General features: G+C 67.6%; 12 protein-coding genes. 3 read left to right on the top strand and 9 right to left on the bottom strand.

The genetic code is table 11. From position 1 onward, the window contains the following. Nucleotides 1-629 precede the first annotated feature (629 nt). A complete protein-coding gene (locus tag AC5P88_RS16230) occupies nt 630-1817 on the top strand; it encodes a benzoate/H(+) symporter BenE family transporter (protein WP_111202782.1) in 1188 nt (395 codons plus the stop codon). A gap of 6 nt (nt 1818-1823) precedes the next feature. On the opposite strand, the gene AC5P88_RS16225 is transcribed toward AC5P88_RS16230, so the two are convergent. From AC5P88_RS16225 to egtB, 5 genes are all read right to left on the bottom strand, one after another. Then, nucleotides 1824-2597 (bottom strand): DUF2628 domain-containing protein, encoded by a 774-nt coding sequence (locus AC5P88_RS16225; RefSeq protein WP_111202781.1) that lies wholly within the window; start codon nt 2595-2597, stop codon nt 1824-1826. A 50-nt stretch (nt 2598-2647) separates the two neighbouring features. After that, nucleotides 2648-3514 carry a D-hexose-6-phosphate mutarotase gene (locus tag AC5P88_RS16220; protein ID WP_495225514.1) on the bottom strand — a complete coding sequence of 289 codons (867 nt, stop codon included), beginning with the start codon at nt 3512-3514 and terminating at the stop codon, nt 2648-2650. Between the two features lie 40 nt (nt 3515-3554). After that, complete coding sequence (locus AC5P88_RS16215) at nt 3555-4823, bottom strand: lytic murein transglycosylase (RefSeq protein ID WP_495225513.1); 1269 nt, start codon at nt 4821-4823, stop codon at nt 3555-3557. Nucleotides 4824-4904: 81 nt separating this feature from the next. After that, complete coding sequence (gene egtD / locus AC5P88_RS16210) at nt 4905-5879, bottom strand: L-histidine N(alpha)-methyltransferase (protein ID WP_495225512.1); 975 nt, start codon at nt 5877-5879, stop codon at nt 4905-4907. Next, nucleotides 5876-7147, bottom strand: a complete 1272-nt coding sequence (egtB, locus tag AC5P88_RS16205; RefSeq protein ID WP_495225511.1) for an ergothioneine biosynthesis protein EgtB — start codon at nt 7145-7147, stop codon at nt 5876-5878. The genes egtD and egtB overlap by 4 nt, the downstream gene beginning before the upstream one ends. Before the next feature lie 150 nt (nt 7148-7297). On the opposite strand from egtB, the gene AC5P88_RS16200 reads away from it, so the two are divergent. Beyond that, nucleotides 7298-8578 carry a GGDEF domain-containing protein gene (locus tag AC5P88_RS16200; protein WP_495225510.1) on the top strand — a complete coding sequence of 427 codons (1281 nt, stop codon included), beginning with the start codon at nt 7298-7300 and terminating at the stop codon, nt 8576-8578. Between the two features lie 3 nt (nt 8579-8581). Here AC5P88_RS16200 and AC5P88_RS16195 read toward each other — a convergent pair whose 3' ends face one another. Beyond that, nucleotides 8582-8974, bottom strand: a complete 393-nt coding sequence (locus AC5P88_RS16195) for a YchJ family protein (protein WP_495225509.1) — start codon at nt 8972-8974, stop codon at nt 8582-8584. A 102-nt stretch (nt 8975-9076) separates the two neighbouring features. Between AC5P88_RS16195 and AC5P88_RS16190 the strand changes: the two genes are divergently transcribed. Further along, nucleotides 9077-9856, top strand: coding sequence for a sulfite exporter TauE/SafE family protein (locus AC5P88_RS16190; protein WP_197594123.1), 780 nt, complete (start codon nt 9077-9079; stop codon nt 9854-9856). A gap of 97 nt (nt 9857-9953) precedes the next feature. Here the strand turns inward: AC5P88_RS16190 and AC5P88_RS16185 are convergent, their stop codons facing one another. Genes AC5P88_RS16185 through AC5P88_RS16175 form a run of 3 tightly spaced genes read right to left on the bottom strand, consistent with a single transcriptional unit; the run spans nt 9954 to nt 15508 of the window. Further along, nucleotides 9954-13334 (bottom strand): ATP-binding protein, encoded by a 3381-nt coding sequence (locus AC5P88_RS16185; RefSeq protein WP_106549123.1) that lies wholly within the window; start codon nt 13332-13334, stop codon nt 9954-9956. A gap of 16 nt (nt 13335-13350) precedes the next feature. Further along, nucleotides 13351-14052, bottom strand: a complete 702-nt coding sequence (locus AC5P88_RS16180) for a DUF4194 domain-containing protein (protein ID WP_087924080.1) — start codon at nt 14050-14052, stop codon at nt 13351-13353. Next, nucleotides 14039-15508, bottom strand: a complete 1470-nt coding sequence (locus AC5P88_RS16175; protein ID WP_049429215.1) for a DUF3375 domain-containing protein — start codon at nt 15506-15508, stop codon at nt 14039-14041. The genes AC5P88_RS16180 and AC5P88_RS16175 overlap by 14 nt, the downstream gene beginning before the upstream one ends. Nucleotides 15509-15598: the final 90 nt, after the last annotated feature.

The following is a 15598-nucleotide window of genomic DNA, read 5'->3' as shown; positions in this document are numbered from 1 at the left end:
TAAAGCTGCAGATGATTGATGCTGGCAACGTATCGCTTGCTTTAAAACAATTAATAGTTGCTTGATCAAACGTCTGCAAGATGGACAATCATCCTTCCTGCAGGCGCCTTCACAAGATACCTGCGCATACTTTCAAAGATCTAAGGGAAGTGGCCTCAGCGCCGTTCCCGTGTGCTGCGAAGTTTCCTTCGTAGCGAGCCGCCCATTATAGCCGGCTTTTCCGCTTCGTCAACACCTTTTTTCAAGGCCGCCTCACCGGAGTGGACGTTGTTGCCGATGCTGCTTCGTCGTTGGACCCGAAGGCCTTTCGTCGTTGCGAGCCGCCTATTATGCCGGACTTTTCGAGTCCGTCAACACCTTCGTTCGATCATCTCGTTCGTCGGTGGTGGCGTCACTGCTCGCGTGCCGTTTCCGAAGAAGCGATGCGCTGCAGCAAGGGAGCGAATTCTAGAGATCCTGCAGATTTCGTCAAGCGCTTTTTTGCATGGTGATGACAGAAGCACCGCGACATCAGGCATGGCGTACGCTCGAAGATCGCTGCGGCGTTGCCCGCGCGTTGCGCGGTCAACGCCGCAACCCCTATCAATATAGGGATGCACAATGCATGGATGCACACAGGAGAGACGGCAATGAACATGCAGGTGCGGCAAGCGTGGTGGCGCGACCTTTCAGTGCCGGCAGTCGTCGCCGGCTTCATTACCGTGCTGGTCGGTTTCGCCAGTTCCGCAGTGATCGTGTTCCAGGCCGCGCAGGCCGTCGGTGCCAACCAGGCGCAGATCGCCTCCTGGATGTGGGCATTGGGACTGGGCATGGGCGTGACCTGCATCGGGTTGTCACTGCGCTATCGCGTGCCGGTGGTGACTGCATGGTCGACACCGGGCGCGGCGATGCTGGTGGTCGGTGCCGGCGGTGCCTCGCTCTCTGAAGCGACCGGCGCCTTCCTGCTTGCTGCGGTGCTGGGCATGCTGGCCGGGTTCTCCGGCATCTTCGCCCGGTTGATGCAGCGGGTGCCGATGGCACTGGCCGCCGGCATGCTGGCCGGCGTGCTGCTGCGCTTCGGTCTGGACGTGTTCGTGGCGATGAACACCCAGCTGGTGCTGGCGCTGGCCATGTTCGCCACCTGGCTGGCAGGGCGCCGCCTGTTCCCGCGCTATGCGGTCATCGCCACCCTGCTGGTCGGCATCGCGGTCGCGGCCAGCCGCGGTCTGCTGCACGCACAGCAGGTGCAGCTGCAACTGGCGGTACCGCAATGGGTGACCCCATCCTTGTCCTGGACTGCGGTAGCCGGGATCGCCCTGCCCCTGTTCGTGGTCACCATGGCCTCGCAGAACATTCCGGGCGTGGCGGTGATGCGGGCATCCGGCTACGACGCCCCGGTATCGCCGCTGATCGGCTGGATCGGTGTGGTCAATACGTTGCTGGCGCCGTTCGGTGCCTACGCGCTGAACCTGGCCGCGATCACGGCCGCGATCTGCATGGGTCGCGATGCGCATGAAGATCCGGCACGGCGCTATACCGCCGCCATGGCCGCCGGGGCCTTCTATATTGTCATCGGGCTGTTCGGTGCAACGGTTGCCGCACTGTTCGCCGCCTTCCCGAAGGAGCTGGTGGCCTGCGTGGCCGGTATCGCGCTGTTCGGCACCATCGCCAACAGCCTGGCCAGTGCGCTGGCGGTAGAGCGGGACCGCGAGGCGGCACTGGTCACCTTCCTGGTCACCGCCTCCGGTGTCACGCTGGCCGGCATCGGCTCGGCGTTCTGGGGCCTGGTGGCCGGTGCGCTGTGCCTGCTGGTATTGCGGCCCCGCGAGGGCCGCTGATCCAGCCTATCCCGCCAGCACAGCACCAACCGTACCCACCGCCAGCATGATGACGATGGCCACCAGTGTGGCAACTACGCTGGTGCCACCACGCGCGGCCAGTTCACTGCGCATGCGCGCTTCATCGCCCCCCGCCACGGCACGGGCCCGGGCGATCTGCCGCTGGCAATGGGCCAGGTACCAACTGTTGCCGAACATGCCCGTGGTGATGCTGAGCGCGAAGGTGATGACCATCGACAGGCCGTCGGGAACCCCCAGCAGTGTCTCGACCACACTGATCAGCAGCAGCAGGCCAACCCAGAGCGCCGCGAGACGGTACATCCGGCGGTACATCATCCACACCAGGCCGATCAGGAATGCCGGCCAGTGCCAGGTTCCGGTACCCGTGGCGATGCCTTGATCCAGGCGCCAGCGCTGGCGGTAGACCGGGAAGTTGCCGCCGACCACGCTGGCATACAAGGCCATCTCGCCCTCCAGCCCGGCGGCCGCAGCCATCTCCGGTGCAGCGGCAGGCGCACGATACGGATCGGACGGGTCGCCGACACTTGGCGCGATGCCCTCAACCGCCGGGACCGCATTGATATCCGGGAGCGGAGCCACCGCGATGGGTGTTGAAACCTGCTCCAGCTCCGCCAACGGCCGCCACGACGACATGCCTTCGCACCACAGCAGCGTGCGTGCCGTCACCGTCCCGTCCTGCTGCAGGCGACGCAGACCGGCCAGGTCCACCGGTCCTTCGCTCTGCCTGCCGTTGGCGTACCACCACTGCGCTTCCTGCATGTTTTTCATCCTTGTTATCCACATCGACAAACTGAAACTGCTGCCAGCGCTTACAGCGCAGAACTGGCCAGGGTCTGCACCAGCTGATGGCGCGCGCCCGGCACAAGGGTAATCTGCTCTGGCCCGGCGTTGGCTACTTCCAGGCAGACATAGTCGCGCCAGCCATCGCCGATATCAGCCATGTTCGCCGCCGCCTCGGCACCCGGATTCCAGGCCACCAGGGTCTGGCTGCCTTCGCTGCGGATCTCGATGCGTCGCTGCAGGACAGGATCACGCAGCACGTATTGGCCATCGGTACCGGTATAGATGCGATCACTGCGCCCGGGATCACGCGGATCGCGCAGTGACCACGGTCCCTGTTGCGTACGTTGCTGCGCGTAGTCCTCGTACTTGTCCAGGTACTGCAGGCCATCAAGGCCCTCGACCTCGACCTGGTTGGCATCCCCCACCCGGAAGTAGCTGTGCAGGGCCTGGGTGAATGTCACCGGCGACGTTCCCGTGTTCCCGGTGGTCAGCTGCTGGCGCAGCTGGCGGCCGATGCCCAGCTGCATCTGCAGGCGCAGGCCGGGATGGCCAGGCAGTGACGGGGCCAACTGGAGTTCCACATCGCCGGCCTCATTCTGCGCGGCGTGCTGCAACTCCCAGCGCGCGGTTCGCACCAGGCCATGTGCGGGAGCATCAGCATCCTGCCCCTGGCGGCCGAACCACGGCCAGCACACCGGCACGCCACCGCGGATCGGCGTCGGCAGCTCCGCGCGTTGCGGCGACAGCCACAGAAGGTCCGGCTGCCCTTCGGGGATGAACGACAACAGCTGTCCACCGAACACGCTGATGACCGCGGTGGCACTGGGGGTACGCACGTGCCAGGCCTCGAGCCCGTGGAACAGGCCGATGCGGATGTCCGGATTCAACTGCATGCGATGACGCTCCTGGATGACCGCAGCGATGATGTCGCGGTCAGCGTTCGAACGGCAAGGCCTGGCGGGTGGCCGCAGGCGCCGTTGCAGCCTCCTGCTGCAGCGCGCGCAGGATGCGTTGTCCGGCGCGCCCATCCGCATTGGCCCATCCAAGGCGTTGCTGCTCGGCCTGGATCGCGCGACGCGTGGCGGTGCCGATCATGCCGTCGGCGGCGCCGATATCGTGGCCGCGGGCCAGCAGCAGCGTCTGCAGCTGGCGGCGCTCATCACGGCCGATGCCGGGATCGTCGGTCGGCCAGGCGGTGGCCAGCCCGGTACCGCCACGCAGCTGGTCGGCCAGCGTGGCGATCGCCAGCGCGTAGCTTTCGGCGGCGTTGTAGCTGTAGATCGCGTCGTAGTTGCGGAACACCAGCAGCGCCGGGCCCTTGCTGCCGGCCGGCAACAGCAGGGCGGCACGCGCGTCGGCCGGGAGATTGGCCGGGGCCAGCACACTCCCATCCAGCGCGGTCACCCCCTGCGCGCGCCAGTCAGCCAGGGCCCGACGTTGGGTACGTCCCGCCTGGCTGGCATTGAAACCCGCCGGGATCCGCACTTCCATGCCCCACGGCTCGCCGCTGCGCCAGCCGGCGCGCTTGAGGTAGTTGGCGGTGGAGGCCAGTGCATCGGGAATGCTGCCGACCAGGTCGCGGCGGCCATCGCCATCACCATCGACGGCGATGCGTGCATAGGTGCTGGGCATGAACTGCGTGTGCCCGAAGGCACCGGCCCAGGAGCCGGTGAGTCCCTGCGCCTGCAGGTCGCCGCGGTCGATCAGCTTGAGCAGGGCCTGCAGCTCACCGCGGAAGAAGGACTGGCGGCGGCCGGCGCAGGACAGCGTAGCCAATGACTGCAGCAGCGGGCGCTTGCCGAACACACGGCCGTAGTCGCTCTCCACGCCCCAGACCGCGACGATGGTGGCCGGATCGACGCCGTACTGGGCCGACACGCGATCGAGCAGGTCGCGGTGCTGCTGCAGCAGGGCGCGCCCATCGTCCACGCGCTGGCGATCGACCAGCGCGGCCAGGTAGTCCCAGATCGGCGTGGTGAATTCGGGCTGTGCATCGAGCAGGCCGAGCACGCTGGGGTCGGGTGTGAGGCCGGCGGTGATCTCATTGAAGCGGTCGGGACTGATGCCTTGTGTCGCAGCAGTGGCCTGCAGGCCCGACAGGCAGCGGCTGAACGCCGGATCGACGCCGGCGGCAGGGGCGGCAGGCGCTGTCGGTGCCGAGGCAAGAGCGGCCGCCAGGCCGAGCGTGGTCAGAATGGGCATGGCGTCCTCCGTGTTGCCGTTGCAGGGCCATCTTAGGCGGAGCGGCGCCATCGAACCTGAAGCGGCGCCGGCTGCCGGCGCCTATATGCCGCGCAACAGGCGCAGGCCATAGGCCGGGCCTTCAGCATCCCAGCGCTGCATGACCTGCAAGCCAGCGGGCTGCAGCAGCGCTTCGAAGCTGTCGTCGGTGTACTTGTGGCTGTATTCGACGCGGATCGGTTCGTCGGCCTCGAAATGGAAGGTGCGGCCATCCAGCAGGACGTCCTGTGCCCGCTGGCTGACCAGATCGGTCTCGATGCGCAGCCGCGCGACACTGTAGCGGGCACGATGGCGGAAGCCATCGAGATCGAAGTCGCTGCCGATCTCGCGGTTGAGGCGCGCCAGCAGGTTGAGGGTGAACGCGGCGGTGACACCTTGTGCATCGTTGTAGGCCGCCTCGATCAATGCCGGGTCCTTGTGCAGGTCGATGCCAACCAGGGCCAGGCCATCACGGCCCATGGTCTGGCGCATCGCGCGCAACAGCGCGACCGCGTCCTCGCCTTCAAAGTTGCCCAGCGTAGACCCGGGGAAGAACAGCAACCGCCGCGCGGGTTCGCGTTCGGGCATGGGCACGGCAACGGGACGGGTGAAGTCTGCACAGACCGGCAGCATCTCGACCTCGGGCAGCGCCGGGGCGAGATGGTCGATGCTGGACAGCAGCGCGGCACGCGAGATCTCGATGGGGGTATACGCCACCGGTTCACGCAGCGCGGCCAGCAGCAGTGCGGTCTTGCGGCCACTGCCACTGCCCAGCTCCACCACGTGCAGGCGCGGGCCGACGCTGCGGGCGATGTCCGGCAGTACCCGCGAAAGCAGGGTCAGCTCGGTACGCGTGGGGTAGTACTCGCGGGTCCGGGTGATCTGTTCGAACAGGCGCGAGCCACGTGCATCGTAGAAGTACTTGGACGGCAGCTGGCGCGGTGTGCGCGACAAGCCGGCCACCACGTCAGCGAGGATCTGCTGGCGACCGGGCGTGAGATCGGTCAGCGCCTGCAGCGCGTCGTGCACCGTGCTCATGCCAGATCCCGGGCCAGGCGCAGGCCGGAGAACTGCCAGCGCGCCGGTGGCATGAAGAAGTTGCGGTAGCTGGCGCGCACATGGCCACGGGGCGTGGCGCAGCTGCCACCGCGCAGCACCCATTGGCCACACATGAATTTGCCGTTGTACTCGCCGAGGTTGCCGGCAAAGGGGCGGAAGCCCGGGTAGGCGCCATAGGCGCTGTGGGTCCATTCCCAGACATCACCGAACAGCTGGCGCAGCCCACCGCCCTGCCCGGCCTGCGGGTGCAGGTGATCGTCATCGGCGAAGTGGCCCCGCACCGGCTGAGACGCGGCCGCGGCCTCCCACTCGAACTCGCTGGGCAGGCGCGCCCCGGCCCAGCGGGCACAGGCGTCGGCTTCGAAGTAGCTGAGATGGCAGACCGGGGCATGCGGGTCCAGTTCGCGCCAGCCGCCCAGGGTGTATTCACGCTGCAGGCTGTCGTCCCAGTACAGCGGGTGCCGCCAGTCTTCGGTTTCACGCAATGCCCAGCCTTCGCTGAGCCACCAGCGTGGCTCGCGGTAGCCGCCAGCCTCGATGAAGGCGCGGTACTCGGCGTTGCTGAGGGGGCGCTCGGCCAGGGCATGGGCGGGCAGCAGCACGCGATGCGGCGGCGATTCGTTGTCATAGGCGAACGCGGCATGCTGTGGCCAGGCTGCGGCACCGATGGTGACGATGCGTTCGGGCGATTCGATCCAGCCCTGTGCACTGGCAGTGCCGGGGACGGTTGGCAGGTCGTCGCGGTAGGCCGGCTGCAACGGATTGCACCAGAACGCGTGCTTGATGTCGGTGAGCAGCAGCTCCTGGTGCTGCTGTTCGTGCTGCAGGCCCAGCTGCAGGTGCTGGAGCGCCTGGTCGTCGAGATCGCCCGCGTCCAGCCGTGACTGTACCTGCGCGTCGATCTGGTGGCGGTAGTCCTGCACCTGCTGCAGCGAGGGCCGTGACAGCAGCCCGCGCTGCGGCCGCGCATGGGCCGGGCCGATGCTCTTGTAGTAGCTGTTGAACAGGTAGTCCCAGGCAGGGTCATGCGCCGGTGCAGCCGGGAAGCCGGCCAGTACGAAGCGTTCGAAGAACCAGGTGGTGTGCGCCAGGTGCCACTTGCTGGGGCTGGCATCGGCCATGCTCTGCAGCATGGCATCTTCGGCACTGAGGGGGGCCGCCAGCTGCATGCTGCGGTCGCGCACACGTGCGTACTGGCGGGCGATATCGCGCTGCGGGGCAGCGACGGCGGCGGCTGCGCTGTCCATTTGGGCAGCATCTGCGCAGCAGGGTGAGTGCGATGTCATGGTTCGACGTCAACGCGTTCACATGCGTGACCGTCCCGCATTCAAGAAGCCGCTGCGGACGCCGCTAACGGCAATGCTGCGGCCGCGTCGTCACCGCGCTGGAATTCCTGCTTGCCCCTGCATCCGCTCCGCCAGCCTGCGCATTACCTGTTCGTGCTGCCCGCCGTGCTGGTTGCCGTGGTGCTGTGGGCGGCGCTGGGCAACGAAGACGTGGCCAATCCGGCCCAACGCATCCTGCCCTGGCTGCTGGCCTGCCTCGGCGCCGGCCTGGCCCTGCTCTACCACCAGGTGCGTACGCTCTGCCTGATGCTGCTGGTGGCCGTGATGTTCGCCCTGCTGCACCAGGACGTGGGTGGCTACCTGCACAGCGGCCATGTCACGGCGCTGACACCGCTGCGCTTCCATGCCATTTCGGCCTGGTTGCCCTTGCTGTTCGCTGGCCTGGCGTTGTGGCCCGAGCGCGGCCGCCGCCGCCGCGACCTGCTGCTGCGGGGCGTTGCCAGTGGCACCGCGCTGATGATCTTCCTGCTGCTGGCCACGCAGCAACCGCGTGGCATGCACGATCTGCTGTCCAACCGCCACTGGAGCTGGATTCCGGCCGACTGGAACGCGCTGGCACAACTGCCAGCCCTGCTGTTCCTGTTGGCAACCGCCGCGCTGGGCTGGCAGGCCTGGCGGCATCCGCGCCCATTGCACACGGCGATGCTGCTGGCCCTGCTGTGCCTGTGGTGGATGCTGCCACGGGTGTTCCTGCAGCCGGTGCTGTTGCCGGCACTGGCCAGTGCGGCCCTGCTGCTGATGCTGGGCGCGATGCTGCAGGAGTCCTTCCATATGGCCTTCCGCGATGAACTGACCGGCCTGCCGGGGCGCCGCGCCTTCAATGAGACCCTGCAACGGGCGCGCGGCACCTACAGCATCGCAATTGTGGACGTGGACCACTTCAAATCGTTCAACGACACCCACGGCCACGACACCGGCGACGATGTGCTGCGCCTGGTGGCCTCGCGGCTGGGGCGGGTGGGCGACGGTGGCCGGGCGTTCCGCTATGGCGGCGAGGAGTTCGCGGTGGTGTTCCTGGATCGTCCCGCAGCGGCCTGCGTGGATGCGGTCGAGGCGCTGCGGCAGACCATCGAGGACACTCGCATGCAGCTGCGCGACCGGAGCACCCGCAGCCGTGACGATGAAACGGGGCGCCAGCAGCGCGGACGCGGCGGAAGCGGGCAGACGGTGCAGGTGACGGTGAGCATCGGTCTGGCGGACAGCCGCGTGGATGAGCGGCCGGCCGCAGTGATCAAGGCCGCCGACCAGGCGCTGTACGCAGCCAAGGACGGTGGCCGCAACCAGGTCCGGGCACACGCCGGACAGCGCGTGCTGGCGGTGCGCGGCGGCTGAGGCTCAGACCGCGTCGAGGTAGTACCAGCGGCCGTCGATGCGCAGGAAGCGACTGTGCTCGGTCATCTTCACCGCGCTGCCGCCGCCCACGCGATAGCGGGCGGTGAAGCGCACTTCGGCACTGTCGGCACCGGTGACCGTGTGTTCGTGCACGGTCAGGCCCAGCCAGTACGTACGCTGGCCCGGCGCATCGTCCAACGCCAGCTCGGCCGGGCGGGTGTCCGGGTGCCAGCTCTGGCGCAGGTAGTCCGCCAGCCCCCGCACATAGGCGCTGTAGCGCGAACGCATCAGGCGTTCGGCATCGGGTGCGGCCTCACCGGCATGGAAACGGCCACAGCAGGCGGCGTAGTCGGCGGGAAAGCCACAGGGGCAGGGATCGGTGGGTTTTCGGCTCATGCGGGCATTGTCGCCGGGTTGTGCGGATTGATCCACGCGGGGCACGGGTCAGCCGGTGCAGGACAGGCGTATGCTGTCGCGCCCCCACATCGATTGATCGCCGTGCTGGAACTGGTTCCCCCTGAGTTGTGGTGGCTGGTGGTGATCGCCTTCATCGCCGGCCTGGTCGATGCCGCCGTCGGTGGCGGTGGGCTGGTGCAGCTACCCGGCCTGTTCACCGTACTGCCGCAGCAGACGCCGGCGATGCTGTTCGGTACCAACAAGTTCAGTTCGATGTTCGGCACCGGCGCGGCCGCCTGGCGTTACGCGCGCAACGTACGCTTCCCGTGGAAGCCGGTGCTGTTCGCGGCAGGCACGGCCTTCGTCTTCTCCTTCGCCGGCGCCACCGCGGTAAGCCTGCTGCCCAAGGACGCGGTGCGCCCACTGGTGCTGGTACTGCTGATCGCGATGCTGGCCTACACGCTGTGGAAGAAGGATTTCGGCGCGCTGCACCGGCCGCAGGAGATCGGCCGCCGCGAGCTGGCGATCGCGCTGGCCATCGGTGCGGCGATCGGCTTCTACGACGGCTTCTTCGGGCCGGGCACCGGCAGCTTCCTGATCTTCCTGTTCGTGCGCTTCTTCGGCCTGGATTTCCTGCGCGCCTCGGCGGCATCGAAGGTGGTGAACCTGGCGACGAATGTGGCGGCGATCTCGTTCTTCGTGCCGACCGGCAACATCCTGTGGCTGTTCGCGCTGCCGATGGCAGCGGCCAACATCATCGGTTCGGTGGTGGGCACGCGTCTGGCGCTGAAGGGAGGTACGCCGTTCATCCGCAAGCTGTTCGTGGGACTGGTGGTGGTGCTGATCGCGCGGATGGCGTGGGATACGTTCCGCGGGGCGTGAAGGGTGTTGCCGGCCAGCGGCCGGCACTACCGGGTCATGAACCCGCCCACCGACAATGCCGGCCGATGGCCGGCATTGTCGTTCAATCGGCCAGGCGTCAGGCCTCGGCTTCTTCCGGTTCGTTGGCCTGCTGGCGGCTGCGCTCGGGCAGCTTCAGGCGCTTGCCCTCTTCGTCGTACTCGATCAGCAGCACGCCGGAGTCGTGGCGGCCGCTGATTTCGACGAAGCAGGCGCCGCCGATGAACGGCTCCAGCGTCATCACCGACTTCAGCGGGGTGGCGACCACCATCTGGAAGCCGAAGTTGTCGAAGATGTTCATCGCCAGCGCGGTGAACTCGTTGTCGGCCTTGTCGAAGGCTTCGTCGAGCACCACGGCCGCATAGCTGGGCAGCTGGCTGTCGGCACCGCCGAGCTGGTAGCGCAGCGCTGCGGCCAGGCAGGTCGTGGCCAGCTTCTGGCGCTGGCCACCGGACTTGCCGGCGCCGCTGCGGTAGATCTCGACCTGCTGGCGCGTTTCCGCATCCAGCTCGACGCCGATGAACTCCACGTGCATGCGCACGTCCAGCACCAGCTCGCGCCAGCGCTTGTCCTCGCCTTCCTGCGAGCCGAGGCGGTTGACCAGCTGCCGCAGCACAGTGAACTGCGATTCGGCCAGCTCGCGCTGCTCGGTCTGCTGCTGCGACAGCACCTCGCGCAGCTGCAGGTGGAACTCGCCCACTTCCGGCAGACGGCGGTCGCTCAGTTCGATGGTCAGCAACGTGCCACGGTTGAACGGCACCTGTTCCAGGCTGGCATTCACTTCGTCCAGGCGCTGGCCGATCGACTTGCGGGCTTCGGCACTATGGCGCTGCAGCGCCAGCAGGTTGTTCTTGCTCTGGTTCTGCAGCAGGTCGAAGAAGCGCTCTTCGTGCTGCGGCAGGCCATCGCGCTCCAAGCGTTCGAGGCGGGCGAGGAAGTCCTCGGCCGAGGCCACCGACACGGTGAAGTCGCCCGATTCCTCCGGCCACTGCTGGATGAAGCGGCGGAAGCAGCCGATCAGCTGGTTCTCGATGCGGTTGAGGTCCTGCTGCGAGGAGGACAGCTGCTCGTTCAGCGCGTTGCTGACCTGGCGCATGTGCGCTTCCAGCGTTTCCAGGCTGAGCGGGCCCTGCTCCTGCAGGCGCTCGGCCAGGCCGGCTTCCTGCTCCTGGGCCAGGCTCGGCAGCACCAGCGCACGGCTCTGCTGGCGTGCGCGGTCGAGGCGATCACGTTCCTTGACCAGCTGGCCACGCTCGACGCGGACGTCTTCATAGGTGCGGCGCGACTGTTCGATGTCAGCGCGCACCGCATCGATCTGCTTGGCCAGCTTGGCCAGGTCGGCGTTGCCTTCGCGCAGGTCGCGCAGCGTGGCCTCGATGTCGCTCAGGCGCTGCTGCGGAGCGGCGATGTCGATCTCGTTCCAGCTGATGCTGACCAGCTCGTGGCAGGCCAGGCGGCGTTCGTTGTCGCGGTCACGCTGGCCACGCAGGCGCGCGATGTCGGTCTCGCAGCCGGCGATGCGCTTGGCCAGTTCCTGTGCTTCACGCTCGAAGGCGCCCACCTTGTCGTGGTTGTTGAAGCCGAGGATCCAGCGACGGCGGTCGCCAACGGCGCTGCGGTCGTCCTTCTCGAATCGGTCGCCCGGATGCTTGACCTGGCCTTCGCGGGTGATGCCGCGGTCGACGTTGCGCAGCTGCTTGGCGTCCACGCACTCATAGTCGAAGCGCTTGCCGAGCTCGCGCCGCAGCCAGCTTTCGAACACATGCTCGCGCAGTTCCAGCTTGTGCAGCAGCGACTTCGCCGACGGCTCGCGCGCGAACGCATCGTCGTTGCGGCGCACGCGGTAATAGGTGAAGCGCATGCCCAGGTGGGTACGGTTCACCCACTCGGCGACGTCGTTGTAATGCTTGTCGTCGACCAGCAGCGACAGTGCGAAGCCGCCCAGCACGCGCTCGATGGCACCCTGCCAGCCCTGCTCTTCCGAGCGGACCTGGATCAGTTCGCCGACGAACGGCAGTGCCGCTTCGGCGATGCCGGTTTCCTCGGCCAGGCGCGCGCGCAGCTTCTGCATCGGCGCCGGGATGTTGGACGGCGTGCGCTGCATCGCTTCGAGTTCCGCACGGACTTCACCGAAGCGACGCTCGTCATCGCGCTTGCCGCCCAGGCGATCGCTGATCGCATCGTCCAGTGCCGAAGAAGCACGTTGGCGATCCTGCAGTTCGTTCTGCGCGCGCTCGACCAGCTCGGCGAAGCCGTGGGCGTCGTCCGGCAGTTCAGCCTGCAACTGCTGCGCGGCCTGGCTTGCCTGCTCGCGCTTGGCCTGGCGGCGGTCGCGCTCGGCTTCGGCACGGCCCTGCTCGCGTTCCAGTTCCTCGATGCGCTCACCGCCCTGCTGGCGGCGCTGCAGTTCAAGCTCGGCCAGGCGCTCGGTGTGGTTGTCGAGTGCGGCACGGCGCTGGGCTTCCTCGCCCAGCAGGCCACGGTCACGCACATCCATCTCTCGCAGGCGCGCTTCGATCAGCGCCTGGCGGCGGCTTTCGCGGAAGCTGTCGACGCCGAGCTTCAGCGCTTCGTCGTCACCACGCTGGCGGTGCATTTCCTTCAGGTCGTTGTAGTAGGCGCGTGCCGGCAGCAGGGTTTCCACCTGGCGGCGTGCGGTGACCACCGCCTGGTGCGCGCCATCAAGCTCGGCGAAGTCGCTGACCAGGCGCTCGGCGGCGTCGAAGGTCTTCGGCGTGTCGAGCATGAAGTCGCGCAGGAAGACGTTGAGGTCGCCCAGGTTCTTCGCCGACTGCGTCTTGTGCAGCAGGCGCAGCGCCATCTCGTTGTCGATGCCGAGCAGGTCGCGGAAGCGCTCGGCGTAGCCGGAGAAGGTGTCGAAATGGTGCAGGTCGGACAGCTTCTGCTTGAGCTTGCGCAGGTCCAGGTCGAAGCCGCCAAGATCCTTGGCGATGTCGAACGGGCGTTCGGCGATCATGTAGTGCTTGCGCACATCGCCGGCCGAGGTACCGTTGCCGGAGATCCACAGCAGGCGCACCAGGCTGACCACGCGGCCATCGCCGGCGCGGTATTCCAGCACCAGCGCGGTCCAGGTCGCGCCCTTGCGCAGGTACTGGGTGGCGATTTCGCCGGTGCCGCTGTCCTGCTGGTCGGCCCACGCGCCACGCACGTAGGACACCAGGTTGCGGTCGCGGCCACTGCGCTCGGCTTCACGCGCGGCGGCGTTGAAGTCGACGATGGCCGGCGGCGTCAGCAGCGCGGACATGGCATCGAGCAGGGTCGACTTGCCCGAGCCGGAACGGCCGACGAACAGGAAACCGCGCTCGGCGATCGGCACTTCGGTCAGGCCGTTGAAGGTGCCCCAGTTGTGCACCTGCAGGCGGCGCATGCGGAACTGCTGCAGGCGCGGGTCCGGCAGGCCTTCGTTGAACAGGGCGGGAGTGTGCTTGGAGATAGCCATGCGATGGTCGGGTCTCTCAGGCCTCGGCGGCCGGGGTTTCGCGCAGCTGGCGGTAGACCGCCGAGAGCTGGGACACGTCTTCGGCGGAGAACAGCAGCTTCAGCGCCGGCGAGACTTCGTGGCGGTCTTCCTGGCCGCTGAGGCGGGTCAGGATGTGGTTGTCCTTCATTTTCTGCACCGCCGAGGCGACGCGGCGGTTGAAGCCGGCGCGGTCCGTGGACAGGTTCTTTTCATAGATGGCCAGTGCTTCGGCCATCTCGGCATCGGCGACCACCGCGCGGTTGCCGCGCGCATCGGCCTCGGCCAGCTGCTGGCGCAGGTACAGCAGCAGCACCGAGTCGATGAAGGTCAGCGGCGAGGTGCGCAGCAGCACCGGCGCGTCGACGTCTTCGGTATCGGCCTGGCGGGTGAACGCCACGCCGCTGTCACGGTCGAGCACCAGTTCCAGGAACAGGTCGGCCAGCGCCGAACGGATCGCCGCTTCGCTGCGGATCAGCGCCGGCCACAGCTTGGCGTGGCGCAGCTGGTCGATGCTGGGGCCGATCAGCAGCTGGCACAGCGCGCGGCGCGCATCCAGCGGCAGGCGCCCGGTATCGCCGAGGTAATACACGTCGTTGCCACGGCGGGGCTGCGCCACGGCCGCCACCGGCTCGGCCTCGTAGGCGTCTTCCGCCACGTCGGCCTGCGGTGCGTCGATGGGATCTTCATGCCAGCTCATGGCGTCTCTCCTGGGTGAACCAAACCAGCGGGATGCGGGCGCGACGGATCTGGCCGTCGCCACCACGCCATTGCGCAAGCTCCTGCTCGCCGGCAACCACGTTGCCGAAGCGCGTGCCCAGCGACAGGTAGCCGATGACGCTGCCCAGGCCCTGCGGCGCTTCGCGCTGCGACAGGGCCTGGGCGATGCTGAGCCGCGGCTGTGCATCGAGCAGGTCGTGCAGGTCCTGGCGCAGCGTGCGGAAGTCGATTTCGGACGAGGCCACCAGGTCGCCGACGCTCTCCAGGCTGATCGCAGCGGCGTCGTTGTACTCGACGTTGCCGTCGACCTGGGCGCTGCGCGGATCGTGCAGCTTCCACTGCGACCACGAGCGCAGGCGGCTGGTGGTCAGCTGCAGGTCGCGGCCGATGCCGCGTTGTGCGGGGAATTCGTCACGCAGTGCCAGCGCTTCGGACTGCGCCTGCTTCAGCAGCTGGTTGAGGCGGCGCTGTTCCAGGTAGCCACGGCTTTGCACGAAGCCGCGCAGGCTGCGCGCGAAGTTCTGCAGCACATCGTGCACCTGGCCACCGCGCTCGAGCATGGTGCTGGTGAAGCTGCGCAGGAAGTTGCGTTCGTTGCGGTCCAGGCGGCGCGCGAACCCGCGCGCCAGCACCGCTTCCAGCGCGGCATCGAGCTGGGCACTCTGTTCGGCGTCGTTGAGCAGGCGCCAGAAGGCCTGGAAACTGCGTCCGGCGTCACTTTCGCCGATGACATCCACACCTTCGAACAGCTGCGACAACACATCGCCGCGCTCGCCCTCGTCGTCGATGATGCGTTCGCGGAAATCGCGGTTGAGCTGCTCGAAGTCATCGCGCACACGGCGGAAGTCCTCGGTCAGCTCGTCGGCCAGGCCGATGATCTGGCGGGTGCGTTCCAGCGCGCGCTTGCCGTCCAGCGCAACCACGCGGCCAGTGCCGACCCGGGCGATTTCGGCATCGATGCGGTCGCGCTCGTCGTGCAGCGCGGACAGGCGCGCATCAGGATCGGCTTCGGTCTGCGCAGCCAGCGCCGAGAGCTGCTCAATGACCAGCGCCAGGCGGCTTTCAGTGGCGGCCACGCGGGCCTGCTCGAGGCCGTCCGCGAAGCGGATCGCCTGCAGTGCAGCAGTGGACAGCTCGTACTGCTCCTGGTCGGCGCCTTCGGGCAAACGGCGTTCCAGCCAGCCCTGGGCCAGCCAGTGCGCGATGTAGGCCTGGGCGGTACGCGGCAGCTCGCGCGAGAGTTCATCGCCGGCCAGCTGGTCCAGCGCGCGCTGCAGTCGCTCGTTCAGCACCGAGGAAGGCAGCGTGCGCTCGCCGTCCATCAGCAGGCCCTGCAACAGGCCGATGATTTCCGGGGCGTGGTCGGCGGCAAGCAGCTTCCACTGGGGCTGTTCGCGCAGGTGGCGGTAACGGGCAATGCGTTCGCGATGCTTCATGCAGCGAAAGAAGTCTGTAGGGCTGACAGGGACGAGCCGCCATGCACGGCTGCCGCGTGGGCAGCCGTGGGCATGCCGGCCTGCAGGGGC

This window comes from Stenotrophomonas sp. YJH_SMC_8, assembly GCF_059371315.1.
The sequence above is the reverse complement of the archived record's forward strand: the minus strand, read 5'-3'. Positions and strand labels throughout refer to the sequence as shown.

Coding starts and splice junctions, on each gene's coding strand:
- AC5P88_RS16195 (WP_495225509.1), bottom strand. CDS start 8,974: ATGAGCCGAAAACCCACCGATCCCTGCCCCTGTGGCTTTCCCGCCGAC.
- AC5P88_RS16185 (WP_106549123.1), bottom strand. CDS start 13,334: ATGGCTATCTCCAAGCACACTCCCGCCCTGTTCAACGAAGGCCTGCCG.
- AC5P88_RS16180 (WP_087924080.1), bottom strand. CDS start 14,052: ATGAGCTGGCATGAAGATCCCATCGACGCACCGCAGGCCGACGTGGCG.
- AC5P88_RS16225 (WP_111202781.1), bottom strand. CDS start 2,597: ATGCAGGAAGCGCAGTGGTGGTACGCCAACGGCAGGCAGAGCGAAGGA.
- AC5P88_RS16220 (WP_495225514.1), bottom strand. CDS start 3,514: ATGCAGTTGAATCCGGACATCCGCATCGGCCTGTTCCACGGGCTCGAG.
- AC5P88_RS16175 (WP_049429215.1), bottom strand. CDS start 15,508: ATGAAGCATCGCGAACGCATTGCCCGTTACCGCCACCTGCGCGAACAG.
- AC5P88_RS16215 (WP_495225513.1), bottom strand. CDS start 4,823: ATGCCCATTCTGACCACGCTCGGCCTGGCGGCCGCTCTTGCCTCGGCA.
- AC5P88_RS16230 (WP_111202782.1), top strand. CDS start 630: ATGAACATGCAGGTGCGGCAAGCGTGGTGGCGCGACCTTTCAGTGCCG.
- egtB (WP_495225511.1), bottom strand. CDS start 7,147: ATGGACAGCGCAGCCGCCGCCGTCGCTGCCCCGCAGCGCGATATCGCC.
- egtD (WP_495225512.1), bottom strand. CDS start 5,879: ATGAGCACGGTGCACGACGCGCTGCAGGCGCTGACCGATCTCACGCCC.